This is a genomic window from Comamonas denitrificans (assembly GCF_017368815.1).
GTDB lineage: Bacteria > Pseudomonadota > Gammaproteobacteria > Burkholderiales > Burkholderiaceae_C > Comamonas > Comamonas denitrificans.
Map to the genome: position 1 here is coordinate 1 of NZ_JAFNME010000031.1, position 19,037 is coordinate 19,037.

The following is a 19,037-nucleotide window of genomic DNA, read 5'->3' on the forward strand; positions in this document are numbered from 1 at the left end:
GCAGAAGGGGGGAGGGTATTGTTTTCAGTCACTTATTGATTGTAAAGAGAACGCCAAGCTTGTACCCAATGATGGAGGGCATCGCTCAAGCATATTTGTGAAAAATGGTTGGCAGGATCTGGCAATCCTAAAAAACGGGCGGCCGCCAGCAAGGTGGCCAATGGCTGCTGCGTATCGACCGCAGGCGCGCCGTGTTGTTTGGAGAGTTTTTCGCCGTTGGGCAAGGTGACCAAGGGGGTGTGCAAATACTGGGGGTGTGGCAACCCCAAGGCGGCTTGCAGCAGCAGCTGGCGTGGGGTGTTGTCGCTTAAATCAGCGCCACGCACGACGTGGGTGATGCCTTGGTCAGCATCATCGACCACGACGGCCAATTGGTAAGCCCACAGTCCATCGGCCCGGCGCAGGAGAAAATCACCGCAAACCTGGGCCGGATGCTGGCTTTGCGGGCCTTGGCGGCGATCCTGCCAGTGCAAGCCATGGGTTGAATCTATAAAGAAAGGAGCTTTTTGCGCTTGATTTGAATGGATTTTTTTATAGTTTTCTATAAATTTCTCAAGATGAAAGCGCGTGCTACGCTCTAATTTTTGATGCACTCCAGCGCGGCAGAGGCCGGGATAGGGCCGCTCTTGGTGGCGGGTGTGTGCCAGCCCTTGGGCCTGCCACGCCTGTTCTAACTCTTTGCGCGTGCAGCTGCAGGGGTAGGTCCAGCCATCGCGTTTGAGTTGTGCCAGCGCGTTTTCATAGCCAGTTTGACGTTGGGATTGCCTGACGGGCGGGGCATCAGGCTGCAGCCCCAGGGCCGACAGTTGCTGCAAGATGATTTGGTCCGTGCCTGCAGGGCAGCGTGGGAGGTCAATGTCCTCAATGCGCACCAGCCAGCGCCCTTGGTGAGCGCGGGCATCGAGCCAACTGGCCAAGGCCGCCGCTACCGAGCCTGCGTGCAGTGGGCCCGTTGGCGAGGGAGCAAACCGGCCGCAATAAGGCGCAGGCATGGCACAGCTCAGGCTTACACCGCTTCACGCTTGGGCAAGGTGGACTTGACCCGGGTGGCCAACTGGGCAATTGCCAGGGCTGCCGGGCAATTGGGGTTGGACTGTAGTAGCAATTGGCGGCGCATGACAGCCTCACGCACTGCGGTGTCGGAGGGGATGTCGCCCATGTGAATCAAGCGCATAGGCAGTCCCGATTCGGTGCTGACAAAGCGGTTGAGCACTTGCTGCAATTGCCCGGTAATGGCGCGGCCATCGCCCGGGCGTGCCGCTTGGTTGATCACCAGGCGCATGTTGTGGCGCTTTTGCTGCGCGGCCAGCACCTTCATGGCGGCGTAAGCGTCGGTCAGTGAGGTGGGCTCGGGCGTGGCCACGATCAAAATTTCTGATGCCAGCGACAAAGAGAACAGCACCACATCAGAAATTCCCGCCCCAGTGTCCAGCAAAACGACATCGTAATGGGGGGCCAAGGTGTCAATGGTGTGGATGAGTTGGTTGCGTACCTCGGGAGTGAGGCGGGAATACTCGACCATGCCAGAGCCGGCCAAGAGCACATGGAAACCACCGGGTGCCGTGACCACGGCCTCTTGCAAACTGGCGCGTCCGACGAATACATCGTGCAGCGTGATTTTGGGGTAGAGGTTGAGGACGACATCCAAATTGGCCAGTCCCAAATCAGCATCCAGCACCAGCACATGCAGGCCTTGGCGCGTTAAAGCGGCCGCCAGGTTGGCAGAGACAAAGGTTTTTCCGACCCCCCCTTTGCCACTGGTCACAGCAATGATGTTGGGGTGGGCACTGGGTCGTTTGGCAGGGGCAGCGCCTGCGGGATGGTGGTTGGGCGGGGATGCAACGTCACTCATTGGTTAATCGCTTTCACTAGACGTTACCTGGAAAATCGAGGTGGTTTCAGGGTAGGCACTGCCTGGTGCCACCAAGCCGCTAAAGAGCAGTTCTTTTTCTTCTGCGGTGACCGTGCTGTCCGGTTGGGGTTCAATGCACACGCGGTTTCGTCCTAAATTTTTGGCGTGGTAGAGCTGCTGGTCGGCGCGCTCTATCCATAATTCACTGGTGCTGCGAATCCACTGCAAGGCGTAAGCGCCGCCAATGCTCACGGTCATGGGCAGCGATTGGCTTGGGCTGATGGCAAAGGGCTCATTGGCGACCATTTCACGAATGCGGTCAGCGACATTCTTGCCGTATGCCGGTTGGCAGGCGGGCAGCACAATGGCAAATTCTTCGCCGCCATAGCGGGCCAAGGTGTCCATGGGGCGTACACATTGATGCAGCAGCAGGGCGATGTGCTTCAGGGCCAAATCGCCAATGTTGTGGCCATAGGTGTCATTGACGGCTTTGAAATGGTCAATGTCCACCATTAAAAGCAAGGCGGCATCGCCCGAGCGGGCCACCCGGTCAAGCTCACCTTCCAAGGCGGTCATGAGGTGGCGGCGATTGGTGGCACCAGTCAAGGGATCGCGCAGCGAGACATTGCACAGGCCGTCAATGATTGCTTGCAAATAGTCGATGGGGTGCAGGTGTGCATCTGGCAATTGCGCCCGCACGCCATCGCCAAGCAAAGCGAGTGCTTCGCTCAGCTGAAGGCGTTCAATGCCTGAGGCCAGGGCAAGAGGGGGCTGGGGGGATATCACGGTATGCACAAGAGCAAAAAATAGCGCTAAGTGTAGCAGTCTGCTCAGGTTTGCCTAGGCGGTTTTGCAGTGCAAAGCTACCGTTAAGCGTTGGAAAAAAGAAGGATTTGGGTGGTTTATTGGATGATTGAACAGGCGCTGGATTGCATCGCTTGGCTAGCGGTGGCGTGATTTCATTGCCCGTTCAACCTCGCGTTTTCCTTCGCGTTCTTTAATGGTGTCGCGCTTATCGTGTTCGGCTTTGCCTTTGGCCAAAGCTATTTCGCATTTGACCAAGCCTTCTTTCCAGTGCAAGTTCAGTGGGACCAAGGTGTAGCCTTTTTGTTCTACTTTGCCAATCAGGCGGCGAATTTCATCTTTGTGCAGCAGCAGCTTTTTGGTGCGAGCGGCATCGGCATTCACATGGGTGGAGGCGGTTTTTAAGGGGTTGATCAAGCAGCCAATTAAAAATAATTCACCATTTTTAATCACTACATAGCCATCGGTAAGCTGCACTTTGCCGCTGCGCACCGCTTTGACTTCCCAGCCTTGCAGAACCATGCCGGCTTCATAGCGTTCTTCAAAAAAATAGTTAAAAGCTGCTTTTTTATTTTCAGCAATACGGGAGGGGGAATTGGGTTTCTTTGCCATGGTCTTTCCAGCGAGAGCGCCGCAGGGACTCGGGCTCTTTCTACAATTGCGCTTTCGCTCAACTTGGGATTCTAGTTTCTCCCACTTCTACTACAGGCTTGTTATGCTGATTGCACTGGCGCCTTTGTTTGTTTATTCATGAAATCTGTCAATAAATCAGTACTGATTTGGTATAGCCCGCAAGAGATGTTTGCCTTGGTGCGGGATGTGGCGCACTACCCAGAGTTTTTGCCGTGGTGCTCGCACAGCCAAGTGCTGGAAGAGAGCGAGCAGGGCATGACGGCCGAAATTGGTATGTCCATGGCCGGTTTGCGCAAGTCTTTTGTGACGCGCAATGCCTACGAAGACCACCACAAAATCAATATGCGCTTGGTCAAAGGCCCATTTTCCAAGCTGGAAGGCAATTGGTTATTCCATCCCGTGGGTGATGGCTCACAACGCGCGTGCAAAGTTGAATTGCAATTGGTTTATGGCTTCGACAGCGTCGCGCTGGCAACCCTGGTAGGCCCGATTTTTGATCGCATTGCCAACAGCATGGTGGATGCTTTTATTCAACGTGCCGAGAAAGTTTATGGCTAAGGTGCAGGTACAGGTTTGGCGCTCGGTGCAGCCCGGCCATGTGCAAACAGCAGACTTGACCTTGCCAGCCTGCGCCACGGTGGCCGATGCAATCGCCTTGCTAGGGTGGCCAGAGACCGCTGGCTGTGGCATTTGGGGGCGTGCATGCACGTTGGATACGGTGCTGACCTCGGGCGATAGGGTGGAGTTGTACCGTGCATTGACGGTAGATCCCAAAGTGGCGCGTCGGGAGCGGTTTGCCCAGCAAGGTGCTCGCGGGGCGGGTTTGTTCTCAGCGCGTCGCCCGCATAGCAAGGCCGGTTATTAGCCAGATTAAGGTGTCTCTTTAAGGTGTCTCTTTCGGCAGTGGCCCGCAATCACGGGCAATGACATCGCGCACGCGGCGTGTCTCTTGCTCGCGCTGCATCGTGCTCATGACGGTTTGCTGTCCGTCGGGCCCAATGTGCCCAATCTGCGCGTCCGATTGGAGTGTGCGCAAAGCGGTTTGGGCGCGGGTGCAGTTTTCCATGCGCTGTTGTATGAATTTGGCCTGCTCCTCGCGTTTTTGTTTTTCTTCGGCGGCTTTGCGCTCAGCTTCTTGCTTGAGCTGCTGGGCCGCTTGGGGATCAGGGGTTTGGGGTGGCGCATCGGCCGCTGTTTTTTCGGCGGTTTCTTCTTGGCTGTCTTCAGGCAGCTCGGCCTTGGGCAGCGTATCGGCCGTGACCGTGCGGGCTACCACCGGCGATTTCAAAATATTTTTTTCTGGAATATGCGGCGGTGGAGGGCGATCGCTAAAAGTTTTGCGACCGTGCTCATCAATCCACTGCCATTGGGCAATGGCAGTGGAGGCCGTAAATCCTGCAAGAAGGGCTATCAGGGCGAAATAAGCACGCGTTTTCATAGCGCACCAGTGTAGCCCGGTTGGCTGCAGTGACTATGGTTTTTTGTTTCTTCCCTGCAACGGTGAAAACCCAAGGCTACAATTTGCCTTTTGGAGCCAACCCTATGCGCCTTCTTGGAAAAGCACTGACTTTTGACGATGTCCTGCTCGTTCCCGCCTACTCCGAAGTCCTTCCCAAGGACGTTACCCTTGCCACTCAGTTCACCCGCGACATTACGCTGAATCTGCCTTTGGTATCCGCCGCTATGGATACGGTCACTGAGGCGCGGCTGGCCATCGCCATTGCCCAAGAGGGGGGGATTGGGGTCATTCATAAAAACATGACGGCCCAAGAGCAAGCGGCAGAAGTCTCTAAGGTCAAGCGCCATGAATCGGGCGTGGTGCATGACCCTGTGGTCATCACGCCTGAACACACAGTGTTGCAAGTGTTGCAACTCTCGGAAGAGCTGGGTATTTCTGGCTTCCCGGTATGCGATGGCGGCAAAGTTGTCGGCATCGTGACCAGCCGTGATGTGCGCTTTGAAACGCGCTACGACGTCAAGGTTCAGCAAATCATGACGCCGCGCGAAAAGCTGATTACCGTGAATGAAAAAGACGGCACCAGCCCCGCCGAGGCCAAAGCCTTGCTCAACAAGCACAAGCTGGAGCGCCTGCTGGTCATCAACGATGCGTTTGAGCTCAAAGGCCTGATCACCGTTAAAGACATTAACAAGCAAACCATCTTCCCGAATGCTGCCCGCGATAGCTCGGGCCGCCTGCGTGTTGCTGCAGCGGTGGGGGTTGGGGCAGGAACCGAAGAGCGTGTTGAGTTGCTGGTCAAAGCCGGTGTCGATGCTTTGGTGGTCGATACGGCCCATGGTCATAGCAAAGGCGTGATTGACCGCGTGCGCTGGGTCAAGCAAAACTACCCGCAAGTTCAAGTCATTGGCGGCAATATCGCCACTGGCGCTGCGGCGCTGGCTTTGGTTGAGGCCGGTGCTGATGCCGTCAAGGTCGGTATTGGCCCTGGCTCTATTTGCACCACGCGCATTGTAGCTGGCGTGGGGGTGCCGCAGATCATGGCCATCTCCCATGTTGCCCAAGCTTTGCAAGGCACGGGCGTGCCTTTGATTGCCGATGGCGGTATCCGCTTCTCGGGTGATATTGCCAAGGCGCTGGCCGCCGGGGCTTCCACCATCATGATGGGCGGAATGTTTGCAGGCACCGAGGAGGCACCAGGTGAAGTCATTCTTTACCAAGGCCGCAGCTACAAAAGCTACCGGGGCATGGGCTCGATCGGAGCCATGCAGCAAGGCTCGGCCGATCGCTACTTTCAAGAATCGACCACGGGCAATCCCAATGCCGACAAGCTGGTGCCCGAGGGGATTGAGGGGCGCGTCCCTTACAAAGGCTCCATGGTCTCCATCGTGTACCAAATGGCCGGCGGCGTGCGTGCTGCCATGGGCTATTGCGGCTGCAAGACCATTGCCGAGATGAACCACAAGGCTGAATTTGTAGAAATCACAGCCGCCGGTATCCGTGAGTCTCACGTCCACGATGTGCAAATCATCAAGGAAGCGCCTAACTACCGCGCGGATTGAGCCGCCGGTCTGGTTTTTTTAATGAAATGGCCCGTTGCCCGTTGCTGGACAACGGGCCATTGCTATTCTTTTAATGTTTAATTTTCTCTTGCTATGCAACATGACAAAATTTTGATTTTGGACTTTGGTTCCCAAGTCACCCAGCTCATTGCCCGCCGGGTTCGGGAAGCGCACGTGTATTGCGAAGTCCATCCTTGCGATGTCAGCAGCGATTGGGTGCGGCAGTTTGCTGCCGATGGGCACCTCAAAGGCATCATCCTCTCGGGCAGCCATGCCAGCGTGTATGAAGTGGACGACAAAGCCCCAGAGGCCGTCTTTGAGCTGGGGGTTCCTGTGCTGGGCATTTGCTACGGCATGCAGACCATGGCCAATCAGCTCGGTGGCAAGGTCGAGGGCAGCCATAGCCGTGAATTTGGCTACGCCGAAGTGCGTGCCCATGGCCATACCGCTTTGCTGCAAGGGATTGCCGACTTCACCACCACCGAAGGTCACGGCATGCTCAAAGTGTGGATGAGCCATGGTGACAAGGTCACCGCTTTGCCCCCTGGGTTTAAGGTCATGGCCTCCACGGCCGCCTGCCCCATTGCCGGTATGGCCGATGAGCAGCGCCGCTACTACGCTGTGCAATTTCACCCCGAGGTCACCCACACCGTCCAAGGCACGGCCTTGCTCAACCGCTTTGTTTTAGACATTTGCGCTGCGCAGGCCGATTGGGTCATGGGGAGCTATATCGACGAAGCCGTGAAAAAAATTCGCGAACAAGTCGGCGATGAAGAAGTGATTTTGGGACTGTCTGGCGGTGTTGATTCCAGCGTCGCAGCGGCCTTGATCCACCGTGCCATCGGCAATCAACTCACCTGCGTGTTTGTTGATCACGGCCTGCTGCGCCTGAACGAAGGCGATATGGTCATGGAAATGTTCGCGGGCAAACTGCACGCCAACGTGGTGCGTGTGGATGCTGCTGACCTGTTCTTGGGCAAACTCGCCGGGGTGAATGAACCCGAGGCCAAGCGCAAAATTATTGGTGGCCTGTTTGTCGATGTTTTCAAGGAAGAGGCCGCCAAGCTCAAAGCCAGTGGCCAAGCGCATAAAGGCGCTACGTTCTTGGCCCAAGGCACGATTTACCCGGATGTGATTGAGTCCGGCGGTAAAAAAGCGGTAACCATCAAGAGCCACCACAACGTTGGGGGTCTGCCTGAGCAACTGGGGCTAAAACTGCTCGAACCCCTGCGCGATTTGTTCAAAGATGAAGTGCGTGAGCTGGGCATTGCCCTGGGCCTGCCACACGCCATGGTGTATCGCCACCCCTTCCCCGGGCCTGGCTTGGGTGTGCGAATTTTGGGTGAAGTGAAGAAGGAATACGCTGACTTGCTGCGCCGTGCCGATGCCATCTTTATTGAAGAGCTGCGTGCGACGGTGGACCCCGAAACTGGTAAAAATTGGTACGACCTGACCAGCCAAGCCTTCGCAGTCTTCCTGCCCGTGAAAACCGTTGGAGTGATGGGCGATGGGCGCACCTATGACTACGTGATTGCCCTGCGTGCCGTGCAAACTACCGATTTCATGACCGCCGATTCAGCTGAATTGCCTTATCCCCTGCTGAAAAAAGTCGCCGCCCGCATCATCAATGAAGTACGGGGCATCAATCGCGTGACTTACGACGTGAGCACCAAGCCCCCTGCAACCATCGAGTGGGAGTGAGGTTGTTTTTAACTTGTTGATTTTATTGAGTTAAATTCAGCTATATCAGCCCCATCCATGCCAGTCAGGACTTGCCTGACTGGCATGGAGACTTGCACACCGGTTTTGGGTGTGCGCAGCGCTTTACTTGCGCAACAGCACTTTTAAGGCATTTTGCAAGCGCCGTGCTGCGGCTTCTTCGTGGGCCGAGGCCAATACCGTGGCCACATCCTGCGCCCAGGTCTCTGCGGGCATGGCCGCGTTGCGCTGGGTGAGCAGCTGCAATTGCAGCATGCGGCGCTGGCTATGGTGTTGCGCTGGCGTGGGGATGTCGGCGGCCACTTCCAGGCGCAGCAGGGCTTGCGCCGCATCGCCTTTGGCCGAGGCACTTAGGGCTTGGCTCCATCCCGTGCGCGCAGCGGCGGGCAATTTGCCCAGATCTTGGGCAGCGGGCAAGGCGGCTGCGTCGCGCTGCGCCCAGGCCTGCAGCAATTGCGTTACGGCCTCACCGTGCGCTTGGGCTGCCAGTTTGCGCAGGGCCTGCTGGGCAGCATCCACCGCATCGCGCTGCGCGCGAAAGGCTGCGTCTGACAGGCGGGGGCCGCGCTCGGGGCGTTCTGCCCGGTCGGGGCGGGAGCCGCGCTCAGGACGGCGGTCGCGCGGTCCACGTGCCTCACGGCCTGCTGGGGCAGCGGTGTCTTTTTTGGCGCCAGGCCGGTCATCGCCACGCACCGCCACAACGGGGCGATCGGTGCTGGGTTTGGCGGCGGCAGGGGCTACTTCGCTGGCTGCTGCAGGGGTTGCGGCAGCGTCGGTTTGGGCTTGCTGGGCATGTTTAGCTGCTTCCAAGGCCTGCAATGCTGCGCGAATTTGCTGGGCATCGCCGCTGGCATTGGCGGCCTGCACAGCCTGCGCGGCATCGACCACCGCACGGTCATAGGCCGAGAGGGCTTGCGCTGGGGCACGGCTGCGTTCGGCCGACTTGCGCTCGAACAGCGCATCGAGCGGGGCGCGGAAAGCATCCCACAGTTTTTGCTCAAGTTTGCGCTCCAAGGGCACATCCTGGGCCAAGGTTTGCCATTGGTGCTGCAAAGATTTAATAGCATCTACCGAAAATACACCGCCATCTTGCAAAGATTTTGCTTCAGAAATCAATGCTTCACGGCGGGCGATGCTCTCTTTTTGTTTAGCTTTTAAAGGAGCCTCGGCGGCATGGATGGCTTCTTTCCAAGCGGTTTGCAGCTCGGCAAACAGTTTTTCTCCAATGTGACCACCATCGCGCCAGCGTTGGCCAAATTGGCGCAGGGCGCGGGCCGTTTCTTTCCAGTCCGGGGTGGCAGGCTGGGCGGCTGTCCAGGCTTTGACTTCATCAATCAAGGCCTGGCGACTGGCTTTGTTTTCTGACGATTGGGCCCGGGCTTTGCCCAGCCACAGCTGCACTTGCTGGTGTACTTGGGTGCAGGCTTCGTCAAATTTTTTCCACAAGCCATGGTTGGGTGCAGCGCCTTGGTCAATTTGTCGCCATTGGTCACGCAATTGGCGCAAAGTATCTTGCAGCTTGCGCCCAGGCTGGCTGCTTTGGGCCAGCGCAACCGCTTGCTCAACCAACTGCTGGCGCAGGGTGTCGGCCTGCTGCGGCTGCCAGCCCAAGCTGTCGCCAGCGGCCAGCAATTGGGTGTGTACCTGTTGGGCCATGTCAGCAGAGAGCCAGCGGCCATGCTGTTTTAAAGCGCTGCGCACTTGGGCAATGGCGGCAGCTTTTGCTTCTGGGGCGGCGGTCGCCAAGGCTTCTAATAAAGGAGCAAGTGCCGCTTGCGCTGCCTGCTGTTTGGCCGCAGGGTTGGGCTTGACTGGCGTTGCAGCAGCGGGGCTTGCTGTCAATTGCGAAGGCAAGCCCCGGGCAATGCGAATTTCATCGGCCCACACAGGCACGGCAGGCAAGGGCGCATTGCCATCTTCGGCTGCCAACTTGGTGACGGCCAAGGCATCCAAGAAAGCTTGCCACACCAAGAGCAACTGCTCTTCCGAGCTTTGCAAGATGCTGGTAAAGCGCTCTTGCACGCAAATCCATCCGGCATCGCTGCGCAGTGCCAGTGCCTGCTGGCGCCATTGGGTGACATCCGATTGCAAGGTGTCCAGGGCGGCTTCAGCGTCTTTCCAAGGCTTGGTAGAGAGCACCTCAATGCGCTGGGCCAAAAGCACTGCTACCTCGCGCTGTACTTGCACTTTGTGCTGCAAATCTTCAATGCTTTTGGCACGTTCGAGCAACTGGATTTTTAAACTGGCCAAGGGTTCGCGCGACAGAGGAGCCCCGGCTTTGGCGGCATCGCGCTGCCAAACGGCGGCTTGTTCTGCCGAAAACTTTTCTGCTTGCAGCAGTGCTTGGGCGCTGGCGGCCCATTCGTCGGCAATCAAATCTTGGTCTTGTGTGCGGCGCATTTCATCCAAGCGCTCGCGCAGCAAGCGGCTGGCGCTTTTGTCACGGTTGCCCAGCTCCTTGAGCACTTCTTGCAACTGCGCTGCGCTGGGATTGGAGGCCAGCCAAGTGCGCAAGCAAGCAGCGCGCTCGCCCGAGGTTTCGGCAGAGAAAGCGCCCCCGGTCAGGGCATCTAAAGGATGGATATCGGCTGCAGGGGCGCTGCTGGGGGTATTTTCAATGGCGTCAGACATAGCGCTGAATAAAACTTTATTTTCGGTAAAAAAGGAGTCGCCCAGGATGGGGAGCCATCCTGGGCGTATTCTAAAAAATTCCAGTGCAGGCGCAGGCACCGGTGTCGGCTTGGGCGGTATTTTCGCCCCGAAACGCGTAGCCCCCAAGCTTATTTCGACAAATGTCCGCTGCAGGGGCATCTGATACGGAAAAGCCCCACATCCAAAAGCTTTGTATGTGGGGCTTTAGGCAAAGTCCAAGACCTTGCGCTGCAGTGGCACAAAGGGGGTGGTGCCTTCATGCCACGGGGTAATGATTACCCCTTGGGATTCGCCGTTGCAGCCGGTTGCCAAACAGGGGCTGAGTGCTGGGAGGGCCAGCGCTGTGGCTGCAAGCCAACGAATAACAGGTGCAAAACACCCGCTTCCAATGTAGCCAGTCACATGCCAAATGCCAACGCTTTGTGCCAAAAAATTTCTTTTCTCAAGGGTAAACCACTAAAAAATAGGCGATGTAAGCGATTTTTAAATAACTTTTTTATCTAAAAAAATATTTTTTTACCATTGACTGGTAATTTTGCAGACTTTTACAATGCGCTCCGTGCCTTGGTTTTCTCCAGGGCTTTTTTATTGACGCTGCTCCATGGCCTTATTTCCAGATGGTGCTTGAACCGAGCATCTCTTGCGAAGAAGCAGCCCCCTCCACTCCCGGTTCAGACAGATTGGTTTATCCAAGGTGACAAGCACCTGGGCTGCCAACGTGACTGTGCGAACCGAAAGCAAAGGATCCGCTATGACTCCGTCAAGAAACCTCGGCGCCGCTGTGCGCTCAGTTTTTTCCGATACCACGGAAGGCTTTCTTGAAATTTTTCGTAATACGCTGGCGCTGCTAGGCATTGCCGTGGCGTGCATGATCGTGGTTTTCCTCGTGCGCCCCGACTGGCGTTTGGCTGGCGAAGCGCAGTTGCACGCTTGGTTGCAAGAGCGCCAACATGCAGCGGCAGAAGGCTCTATTGCCTCTGAGCCTGAAGCCATTGAGCGCACCACGGCGACCAATCCCAAAGCGCTGCCGCGTGAGCAAGCCGCCATTGCCTACTGGCTGAGCAAAAAGTACAAGGTGGCGGCCGAACCCATGGCGGCCCTGGTGGCGGAAGCCTATAACCAAGGCAGCCAGCACAAGATTGATCCCACTTTGATCTTGGCTGTGGTGGCCATTGAATCGCGCTTTAACCCGTTTGCTCAAAGCAGTGTCGGTGCCCAAGGTCTGATGCAGGTCATGACCCGAGTGCACACCGAAAAGTACGAACATTTCGGTGGCGATCTGGCCGCGTTTGATCCGGTGAGCAATATGCGCGTGGGCGTGGCAATTTTGAAGGAATACATCCGCCGCGCGGGCTCGATTGAAGGCGGATTGAAATACTACGTTGGCGCAGCCAATTTGCCCACCGATGGAGGCTATGGTGCCAAGGTGTTGGCCGAATACCAACGTATTCGCCAAGTGGCAGGCCGTGCCGCACCCGCATCGCCGCCGGCGCAACCAACAACCACTGCGGCAGCCCCTGCCGCTGGCGCTTCCCAAACCCTGGCACTGGCCAGCACGCAGTCTGCCGACGCGGCACCTGGTGCGACCCATCCAGACAATATGTAGCAGCGTGCTTTCATATCGCCGTCGCTAGATTGGGCACGCCACCCGCAATAAAGCCGACCAATGTCGGCTTTGCTTTTATGAGCAGCTAGAATTACAGAGTACGCGACTGGCGATAGGCAAGGCGGGGCAAGCATGCAACCCAGCTACGCTGATGTGGAACAGTTTTGTGCCTTGGCGCACACCAACCACCGGGGAGCGTACCGCCTGAGCCACACTTCGGGTGTTTTAGCCGTTCGCCTGGGCAACCCTTAGAGATGTTCTAAGGGACTCATCACCGCAACTGCCATTCACACTATGTTCCAACGTTCCAATACCGTTCAAGTTGTCGATCCCGAAGTATTTGCCGCCATCCAGGCCGAAAACCAACGCCAGCAAGAGCACATTGAGCTGATCGCCAGTGAAAACTACTGCTCCCCCGCCGTCATGGAAGCCCAAGGCTCGCAACTGACGAATAAATACGCCGAAGGCTACCCCGGCAAGCGCTACTACGGCGGCTGCGAGCATGTCGATGTGGTCGAGCAACTGGCCATTGACCGCGTCAAACAACTGTTTGGTGCCGAAGCCGCCAACGTGCAACCCAACAGCGGCTCGCAAGCCAACCAGGCCGTGCTCATGGCCTTTGCCAAGCCTGGCGACACCATCATGGGCATGAGCCTGGCCGAAGGCGGTCACCTGACCCACGGCATGCCGCTGAACATGTCGGGCAAGTGGTTCAACGTGGTCTCCTACGGTCTGAACGCCAAAGAAGAAATCGACTACGACAAAATGGAAGCCTTGGCCCGCGAGCACAAGCCGCGTATCCTGATTGCCGGTGCTTCTGCCTATGCGCTGGAAATTGACTTTGCCCGCTTTGCCAAAATCGCCAAAGAAGTCGGCGCCATCCTGTGGGTGGACATGGCCCACTACGCCGGCTTGATTGCCGCTGGTGTCTATCCCAACCCCGTGCCCCATGCCGATGTGGTCACCACCACCACGCACAAAAGCCTGCGCGGCCCCCGTGGCGGCGTGATCCTGATGAAGGCCGAGCACGAAAAAGCCCTGAACAGCGCCATTTTCCCTGGCCTGCAAGGCGGCCCGCTGATGCACATCATCGCCGGCAAGGCCGTGGCCTTTAAAGAAGCCCTGACCCCCGAGTTCAAGGCCTACCAAGAGCAAGTGGTGAAAAACGCCAAGGTGGTGGCCGAGACCTTGATCGAGCGCGGCCTGCGCATCGTCTCCAGCCGCACCGAAAGCCACGTCATGCTGGTCGATTTGCGCTCCAAGGGCATCACCGGCAAGGCGGCCGAAGCGGCCCTGGGTGCTGCCCACATCACCATCAATAAAAACTCCATCCCCAACGACCCTGAAAAACCCATGGTCACCAGCGGCATCCGTGTCGGCACCCCGGCCATGACCACGCGCGGCTTTAAGGAAGAAGAAGCCCGCATCACCGCCAACCTGGTGGCTGACGTGTTGGAAGCCCCGAACGACGAAGCCAACCTGGCGCGCGTGCGGGCCGAAGTGGCCAAGCTGACCGCCCGCTTCCCGGTGTACAGCAACTAAGCCCTGCCCAGGGACAAGGTAGAGCGCCATGAAATGCCCGTTTTGCAATCACCCGGACACCCAGGTGATGGAAACCCGCGTGGCCGAGGATGGCAGCTTTACCCGCAGGCGGCGCCAGTGCTCCGCCTGCACCAAACGGTTTACCACCTACGAGCGACCGGATGTGAACTTTCCGATGGTGGTCAAAAAAGACGGCCGCCGTACCGAATACAACCGCAACAAGCTGCGTGACTCTCTGGCCCTGGCCCTGCGCAAACGGCCGGTGCCCGCGCCCGCCATTGATGCTGCGATTGAGCATGTTGAAGAGCAGCTGCTCAGCGCCGCCTCGCGCGAAGTGCCCTCCAGCCGCATTGGCGAGATGGTGATGCAAGAGCTGCACCAGCTGGACAAAGTGGCCTACATCCGCTTTGCCAGCGTCTATCGCAGTTTTGAAGATGTGAATGAATTCAAAGATTTGGTGGATGCAGTGCGGGTCCAGTAATTAATAAAGAGAGCTGCTTGCGCTGGCAATCAATGATTTTCAAGGTGTTTTCACTCTAAAAACCAATGAAAATCAGCGGAAACAGCTCTTTTTTAGATTGTAAAAACGCTCTAAGAAATTGCCTGCCACTCGGGGGACTCGCCCATCAGCAACGGCTGGTTGCACTGCACGGCCTCCCGCACAAACTCCCACAAGGCACGCACCCGTGCCAGTTCGCGCCGATCGCCTGGGGCGGCGATCCAAAAAGTGCGCACCAAATCAATCTCATCGACCAAAACCGGCACCAAATCCGGGCTTTGCGTGGCCATGAAACAGGGCAACACCGCCAACCCCCGTCCTTCGCGCACGGCGTGGTACTGGGCCACCACGCTGGTGCTGCGCAGTGGCATGGGCGCATCCGGTGCAATCCGGGACAGGTACCGCAGCGCAGAGCTGAAGACCAAATCGTCCACATAGCCAAAAAAGCGGTGGGCGCTGACATCGTGCAGGTGCTTGATCGGCGGCTGCTGGGCCAAATAACTGCGGCTGGCGTACAAGCGCAAGCGGTAGTCCGTCAGCCGACTGCAGACTTGGCCGCTGCCCTGGGCCGGTTCGATGCTCACGGCCAGATCGGCCTCGCGCTGCGAGAGGTTGATAAAGCGCGGCATGATCAACAGTTCCACCTCGATGGACGGATGGCGCTCACAAAAATGGCTGAGCTGCGGGGCCAAAAAGAAGCTGCCAAATCCCTCGGTGGCCCCCAGGCGCACAGTGCCGGTGAGTGTGTGGCTGTCGCCGCCAATATCTTCACCCACCAACACCATGGAGCTTTCCATGCGCTCGACGTGCTCGAGCAGGCGGTGACCGGCCGTGGTCAAAACATGGCCGCTGGGCGTGCGCTCAAACAGCTGGGCCCCCAATTCTTTTTCCAGGCGGTGCAAACGCCGGGTGATGGTGGAGTGATCGACCCCCAAGCGCCGTGCGGCCTCTTGTGCTGACTGGGCGCGAACGACGGCCAAAAACAGGCGCAAATTGTCCCAATTAATCTGGTGTGCAGTCATGGTGGTGCATTTTTGCAAGAAGTGTATGCCTAAATACCTGATGCATTTGCATTAATGCTCCATTAGAGTGCTTCTTGGCGCGGCCATCCCGTGGCCGACCAAGCCCAGAACATGTGCGCTCTGTGCTGCAGCCTTGGCCCGCAGAACGTCACACGTTCCTATAAAACCAGGAGACAAACCATGCAATTTACGCGACACGCCATCACTTTGGCAGCGCTGGCGGCCCTGACTGTGGGCACCAGCGCACAGGCCCAGATTTCCAACGACACCATCAAAATTGGGGTGCTGACCGACATGGCCGGCCCCTATTCCGGCATGGGCGGGGCCGGTTCGGTGGTCGCTGCCAAGATGGCGATTGACGACTGCCTGCAAGCCGAGTGCAAGGGGCTGAAGATCGAAGTGGTCAGCGCCGACCACCAGAACAAGGCCGACATTGCCGCCACCCGCGCCCGCGAATGGCTGGACCGCGATGGCGTGGATGCGATGGTGGATATCACCAATTCGGCGGCCGCCCTGGCCGTGCAAAAGTTGGTGCGCGAAAAAGGCGGCATCGCCATGTACAGCGGCCCGGCCACCACGCGCCTGACCGATGAGGACTGCGCGGAAAACGGCTTTCACTGGATGTTTGACACCTATTCTTCGGCCTCTGGCGCGGCGGCGGCGCTGACCAAGAATGGCGACAAGAGCTGGTTTTTTGTCACGGTGGACTACGCTTTTGGCCATTCGCTGGAAAAGGATGCCTCCGAGATGGTCAAGGCCAACGGCGGCACGGTGCTGGGCAGCGTGCGCCACCCGCTCAACGCCAGCGATTTCTCCTCGTTCATCCTGCAAGCGCAAAACTCCAAGGCCCAGGTCATCGGCCTGGCCAACGGCGCACAGGACACGGTGAACGCCATCAAGGCCGCCCGTGAATTTGGCATCACTGGGGCCAAAGGCACCAAGGTGGCTTCGCTGCTCATGTTCCTGACCGATGTGCACTCGCTGGGCCTGCGCCAGGCGCAGGGGCTGATGTTCTCCGAAGGCTTTTACTGGGATATGGACGACCAGACCCGCGCCTTCGCCGCCCGCTTCGAGAAGCTGCACAAGGGCTACAAGCCCACCATGGTGCAGGCCGGGGTGTATTCCAGCACGCTGCACTACCTGAAATCGGTGGCTGCCGCCAAGACGGACGATTCCAAAGTCATCGCCCAGAAAATGCGTGAACTGCCCATTGACGACCCGGTGATGCGCAATGCCAGCATCCGCCCCGATGGCCGCGTGATTCACGATATGTACCTGTTCCAGGTCAAGGCCCCCAATGAATCCAAGGGTGCTTGGGATTACTACAAAACCATCAGCACCATCCCCGCTGACGTTGCCTTTAAACCCCTGGCCCAATCGGCCTGCCCGCTGGTCAAGCAGTGAACCCTGGAGCTTTCACCATGAGTACCACCCCCACTCCTACCCCGACCACCATCCACCACTTTATTGGCGGCAAACCCTACCCGTCCCAGACGACCGAATGGCGTGATGTCACCAACCCCGCGACGCAGGAGGTTGTCGCCCGCGTGCCGTTTGCCACGCGCGAAGAAGTGGAGCTGGCTGTGGCCAACGCGCACGCTGCTTTTCAGACTTGGCGCAGCACTTCGCTGGGCGCGCGCATGCGCATCATGCTGAAATTGCAGCACTTGATCCGCGAAAACACGGCCGAGCTGGCCCAGCTCATCACCCGCGAGCACGGTAAAACCCTGCCCGATGCCGAGGGCGAGGTGGGCCGGGGCCTGGAGGTGGTGGAGCACGCCTGCGCCATCACCACCTTGCAGCTGGGCGAAATTGCCGAAAACGCCGCCACCGGCGTGGATGTGTACAACCTGCTGCAACCGCTGGGCGTGGGCGCAGGCATCACGGCGTTTAACTTCCCGGTGATGCTGCCGTGCTTTATGTTTCCCATGGCCATTGCCTGCGGCAACACCTTTGTGCTCAAACCGTCGGAGCAAGACCCCAGCTCGACCATGCGCCTGGTCGAATTGGCGCACGAGGCCGGTGTGCCGCCGGGCGTGCTCAACGTCATCCACGGCGGCCCTGAGGTGGCCGACATGCTGTGTGACCACCCGGATATCAAGGCGCTGTCCTTTATTGGCTCGACCCACGTGGGCACGCACATTTATCGCCGCGCCAGCGAGGCGGGCAAGCGTGTCCAGTCGATGATGGGCGCGAAAAACCACTGCGTGGTCATGCCCGATGCGCCCAAGGAGCACGCGCTGAACAACCTGCTGGGCTCGGCCTTTGGTGCCGCAGGCCAGCGCTGCATGGCCAACTCGGTGGCGGTTTTCGTGGGCGCGGCGCGCGACTGGCTGCCCGAGGTGGTGGAAAAATCCAAAACCATGAAGGTCGGCCCCGGCACCGACCGCAGCGCCGACCTGGGCCCCTTGGTCAATCCCAAGGCCAAGCAGCGGGTGGTCAGCCTGATCGATTCGGGCGTGGCCCAGGGAGCCAAGCTGTTGCTGGATGGCCGCGATTGCGTGGTGCCCGGCTATGAAAACGGCAACTTCGTCGGCCCCACCGTGTTTGCTGACGTGACGGAGCAGATGGACATCTACCAGCAAGAGATTTTTGGCCCCGTGCTGAACGTGGTCTGCGTCGATACGCTGGAAGAAGCGATTGCCTTCATCAACCGCAACCCCAACGGCAACGGCACTTCCATCTTCACCAGCAGCGGCTGGGCGGCGCGCAAGTACCAGCACGACATCAACGTGGGCCAGGTGGGCATCAACGTGCCCATTCCGGTGCCTGTGGCCTACTTCAGCTTTACCGGCTCGCGTGCATCCAAGCTGGGCGACCTGGGGCCGAATGGCAAGCAGGCCGTGCAGTTTTGGACGCAAACCAAAACCGTCACCGCCCGCTGGTACGAGGACCACGGCAACAGCAGCGACGGGGTGAACACCACCATCACGATGAAGTAACCGCCCAGAGCAACAGCCCAAGCAAACCGCCCCATCTGCCCATGGATGGCTGTGCGCAGGCATCGGCAGGGCGGATGGGCGTTTTATTGGGTGCGCGTGCCGTGGGCAGGGCAGGGCGGTGGTCGGTGGTGCAAGGCGGGGCTTTTTGTGGGGGCACTCTACAATTGTTCCTCGCAATTTACACAAGGAGGCCATGCCCTATGCCCTATTTATCTACTGTGCACATGCGGCACCGCGCTTGGCTGCTGGCCGCTGTGCTGGCGTGTCCGACGTGGGCGGCGGCCAGCGGCGAAAAAATTGGCGATGTCGATACCGCCTTCAAATGGCTGGGGCGCGACCACGACATTGTGGTCGAGGCCTACGACGACCCTCACGTGCAGGGCGTGAGCTGCTACGTTTCGCGTGCCCGCACGGGGGGCATCAAGGGCAGTCTGGGGCTGGCGGAAGACCGCTCCGAGGCCTCGATCGCTTGCGCAGCCACCGGGCCGGTGCAGTTTGCTGCGGGGCCTTTGCCCCAGCAGCAGGAGGTGTTCAGCGAGCGCACGTCCATCCTGTTCAAGCGCCTGCGCGTGGTGCGCATAGTGGATGCCAAGCGCAACGCGCTGGTGTACCTGACGTATTCTGAAAAACTCATCGAAGGCTCGCCCCAGAACAGCGTTGCGGTGGTGCCCGTGCCCGCGCAGACACCGATTCCGCTCAAGAAGTGAGGGGCACCACCTTCTAAAAAAACAGGCGCTGTGGTTGCCCG

17 protein-coding genes and 1 riboswitch are annotated in these 19,037 nt (G+C 58.5%); of the genes, 10 read left to right on the forward strand and 7 right to left on the reverse strand.

Annotated features, from left to right (window positions below):
* Positions 1 to 32: 32 nt before the first annotated feature.
* The 4 genes from gluQRS to smpB all read right to left on the reverse strand — a co-directional run bounded on the left by gluQRS (position 33) and on the right by smpB (position 3,268).
* Complete coding sequence (gluQRS, locus tag J1777_RS11965; protein ID WP_207575927.1) at positions 33 to 992, reverse strand: tRNA glutamyl-Q(34) synthetase GluQRS; 960 nt, start codon at positions 990 to 992, stop codon at positions 33 to 35.
* Positions 993 to 1,006: 14 nt separating this feature from the next.
* A complete protein-coding gene (locus tag J1777_RS11970; protein WP_207575928.1) occupies positions 1,007 to 1,852 on the reverse strand; it encodes a MinD/ParA family protein in 846 nt (281 codons plus the stop codon).
* 3 nt (positions 1,853 to 1,855) lie between these two features.
* Positions 1,856 to 2,638, reverse strand: a complete 783-nt coding sequence (locus J1777_RS11975; protein ID WP_423220549.1) for a GGDEF domain-containing protein — start codon at positions 2,636 to 2,638, stop codon at positions 1,856 to 1,858.
* Between the two features lie 156 nt (positions 2,639 to 2,794).
* Positions 2,795 to 3,268, reverse strand: a complete 474-nt coding sequence (smpB, locus tag J1777_RS11980; protein ID WP_207575929.1) for an SsrA-binding protein SmpB — start codon at positions 3,266 to 3,268, stop codon at positions 2,795 to 2,797.
* Between the two features lie 138 nt (positions 3,269 to 3,406).
* Between smpB and J1777_RS11985 the strand changes: the two genes are divergently transcribed.
* Entirely contained in the window at positions 3,407 to 3,847 is a 441-nt protein-coding gene (locus J1777_RS11985) for a type II toxin-antitoxin system RatA family toxin (RefSeq protein WP_207575930.1), read from the forward strand.
* Entirely contained in the window at positions 3,840 to 4,154 is a 315-nt protein-coding gene (locus J1777_RS11990; protein WP_207575931.1) for an RnfH family protein, read from the forward strand. The genes J1777_RS11985 and J1777_RS11990 overlap by 8 nt, the downstream gene beginning before the upstream one ends.
* 18 nt (positions 4,155 to 4,172) lie before the next feature.
* Here J1777_RS11990 and J1777_RS11995 read toward each other — a convergent pair whose 3' ends face one another.
* Positions 4,173 to 4,727, reverse strand: coding sequence for a DUF4124 domain-containing protein (locus J1777_RS11995; protein ID WP_207575932.1), 555 nt, complete (start codon positions 4,725 to 4,727; stop codon positions 4,173 to 4,175).
* A 104-nt stretch (positions 4,728 to 4,831) separates the two neighbouring features.
* On the opposite strand from J1777_RS11995, the gene guaB reads away from it, so the two are divergent.
* Together guaB and guaA are read left to right on the forward strand one after the other, a co-directional pair.
* Positions 4,832 to 6,307: an IMP dehydrogenase gene (guaB, locus tag J1777_RS12000; protein ID WP_207575933.1), complete on the forward strand. Its 1,476-nt coding sequence runs from the start codon at positions 4,832 to 4,834 to the stop codon at positions 6,305 to 6,307.
* 93 nt (positions 6,308 to 6,400) lie between these two features.
* Positions 6,401 to 8,008 carry a glutamine-hydrolyzing GMP synthase gene (gene guaA / locus J1777_RS12005; RefSeq protein ID WP_207575934.1) on the forward strand — a complete coding sequence of 536 codons (1,608 nt, stop codon included), beginning with the start codon at positions 6,401 to 6,403 and terminating at the stop codon, positions 8,006 to 8,008.
* Between the two features lie 123 nt (positions 8,009 to 8,131).
* Here guaA and J1777_RS12010 read toward each other — a convergent pair whose 3' ends face one another.
* A complete protein-coding gene (locus J1777_RS12010; RefSeq protein WP_207575935.1) occupies positions 8,132 to 10,657 on the reverse strand; it encodes a DUF349 domain-containing protein in 2,526 nt (841 codons plus the stop codon).
* A 772-nt stretch (positions 10,658 to 11,429) separates the two neighbouring features.
* Here J1777_RS12010 and J1777_RS12015 point away from each other — a divergent pair.
* The 3 genes from J1777_RS12015 to nrdR all read left to right on the forward strand — a co-directional run bounded on the left by J1777_RS12015 (position 11,430) and on the right by nrdR (position 14,307).
* Positions 11,430 to 12,284 (forward strand): lytic transglycosylase domain-containing protein, encoded by an 855-nt coding sequence (locus J1777_RS12015; protein ID WP_207575936.1) that lies wholly within the window; start codon positions 11,430 to 11,432, stop codon positions 12,282 to 12,284.
* A gap of 92 nt (positions 12,285 to 12,376) precedes the next feature.
* Positions 12,377 to 12,534, forward strand: a riboswitch (ZMP/ZTP riboswitch).
* A 44-nt stretch (positions 12,535 to 12,578) separates the two neighbouring features.
* A complete protein-coding gene (gene glyA, locus J1777_RS12020; RefSeq protein ID WP_207575937.1) occupies positions 12,579 to 13,826 on the forward strand; it encodes a serine hydroxymethyltransferase in 1,248 nt (415 codons plus the stop codon).
* Between the two features lie 28 nt (positions 13,827 to 13,854).
* Positions 13,855 to 14,307 carry a transcriptional regulator NrdR gene (nrdR, locus tag J1777_RS12025; protein ID WP_207575938.1) on the forward strand — a complete coding sequence of 151 codons (453 nt, stop codon included), beginning with the start codon at positions 13,855 to 13,857 and terminating at the stop codon, positions 14,305 to 14,307.
* Between the two features lie 110 nt (positions 14,308 to 14,417).
* Here nrdR and J1777_RS12030 read toward each other — a convergent pair whose 3' ends face one another.
* Complete coding sequence (locus J1777_RS12030; RefSeq protein WP_207575939.1) at positions 14,418 to 15,347, reverse strand: LysR family transcriptional regulator; 930 nt, start codon at positions 15,345 to 15,347, stop codon at positions 14,418 to 14,420.
* A 180-nt stretch (positions 15,348 to 15,527) separates the two neighbouring features.
* Between J1777_RS12030 and J1777_RS12035 the strand changes: the two genes are divergently transcribed.
* The 3 genes from J1777_RS12035 (at position 15,528) to J1777_RS12045 (ending at position 18,996) form a co-directional block, all read left to right on the forward strand.
* The gene (locus tag J1777_RS12035; protein WP_207575940.1) at positions 15,528 to 16,751 is read left to right on the forward strand and encodes an ABC transporter substrate-binding protein; all 1,224 of its coding nucleotides are present in this window, start codon (positions 15,528 to 15,530) and stop codon (positions 16,749 to 16,751) included.
* A gap of 17 nt (positions 16,752 to 16,768) precedes the next feature.
* Positions 16,769 to 18,289 (forward strand): CoA-acylating methylmalonate-semialdehyde dehydrogenase, encoded by a 1,521-nt coding sequence (locus J1777_RS12040; RefSeq protein WP_207575941.1) that lies wholly within the window; start codon positions 16,769 to 16,771, stop codon positions 18,287 to 18,289.
* A 224-nt stretch (positions 18,290 to 18,513) separates the two neighbouring features.
* On the forward strand, positions 18,514 to 18,996 hold the full coding sequence (locus J1777_RS12045) for a CreA family protein (protein WP_207575949.1): 483 nt from the start codon (positions 18,514 to 18,516) through the stop codon (positions 18,994 to 18,996).
* Positions 18,997 to 19,037 lie beyond the last annotated feature (41 nt).

What these genes read in the sequence shown, in the direction of transcription:
- gluQRS (WP_207575927.1), bottom strand. Translation starts at nt 992, where the DNA reads ATGCCTGCGCCTTATTGCGGCCGGTTTGCTCCCTCGCCAACGGGCCCA.
- J1777_RS11970 (WP_207575928.1), bottom strand. Translation starts at nt 1,852, where the DNA reads ATGAGTGACGTTGCATCCCCGCCCAACCACCATCCCGCAGGCGCTGCC.
- smpB (WP_207575929.1), bottom strand. Translation starts at nt 3,268, where the DNA reads ATGGCAAAGAAACCCAATTCCCCCTCCCGTATTGCTGAAAATAAAAAA.
- J1777_RS11985 (WP_207575930.1), top strand. Translation starts at nt 3,407, where the DNA reads ATGAAATCTGTCAATAAATCAGTACTGATTTGGTATAGCCCGCAAGAG.
- J1777_RS11990 (WP_207575931.1), top strand. Translation starts at nt 3,840, where the DNA reads ATGGCTAAGGTGCAGGTACAGGTTTGGCGCTCGGTGCAGCCCGGCCAT.
- J1777_RS11995 (WP_207575932.1), bottom strand. Translation starts at nt 4,727, where the DNA reads ATGAAAACGCGTGCTTATTTCGCCCTGATAGCCCTTCTTGCAGGATTT.
- guaB (WP_207575933.1), top strand. Translation starts at nt 4,832, where the DNA reads ATGCGCCTTCTTGGAAAAGCACTGACTTTTGACGATGTCCTGCTCGTT.
- guaA (WP_207575934.1), top strand. Translation starts at nt 6,401, where the DNA reads ATGCAACATGACAAAATTTTGATTTTGGACTTTGGTTCCCAAGTCACC.
- J1777_RS12010 (WP_207575935.1), bottom strand. Translation starts at nt 10,657, where the DNA reads ATGTCTGACGCCATTGAAAATACCCCCAGCAGCGCCCCTGCAGCCGAT.
- J1777_RS12015 (WP_207575936.1), top strand. Translation starts at nt 11,430, where the DNA reads ATGACTCCGTCAAGAAACCTCGGCGCCGCTGTGCGCTCAGTTTTTTCC.
- glyA (WP_207575937.1), top strand. Translation starts at nt 12,579, where the DNA reads ATGTTCCAACGTTCCAATACCGTTCAAGTTGTCGATCCCGAAGTATTT.
- nrdR (WP_207575938.1), top strand. Translation starts at nt 13,855, where the DNA reads ATGAAATGCCCGTTTTGCAATCACCCGGACACCCAGGTGATGGAAACC.
- J1777_RS12030 (WP_207575939.1), bottom strand. Translation starts at nt 15,347, where the DNA reads ATGACTGCACACCAGATTAATTGGGACAATTTGCGCCTGTTTTTGGCC.
- J1777_RS12035 (WP_207575940.1), top strand. Translation starts at nt 15,528, where the DNA reads ATGCAATTTACGCGACACGCCATCACTTTGGCAGCGCTGGCGGCCCTG.
- J1777_RS12040 (WP_207575941.1), top strand. Translation starts at nt 16,769, where the DNA reads ATGAGTACCACCCCCACTCCTACCCCGACCACCATCCACCACTTTATT.
- J1777_RS12045 (WP_207575949.1), top strand. Translation starts at nt 18,514, where the DNA reads ATGCGGCACCGCGCTTGGCTGCTGGCCGCTGTGCTGGCGTGTCCGACG.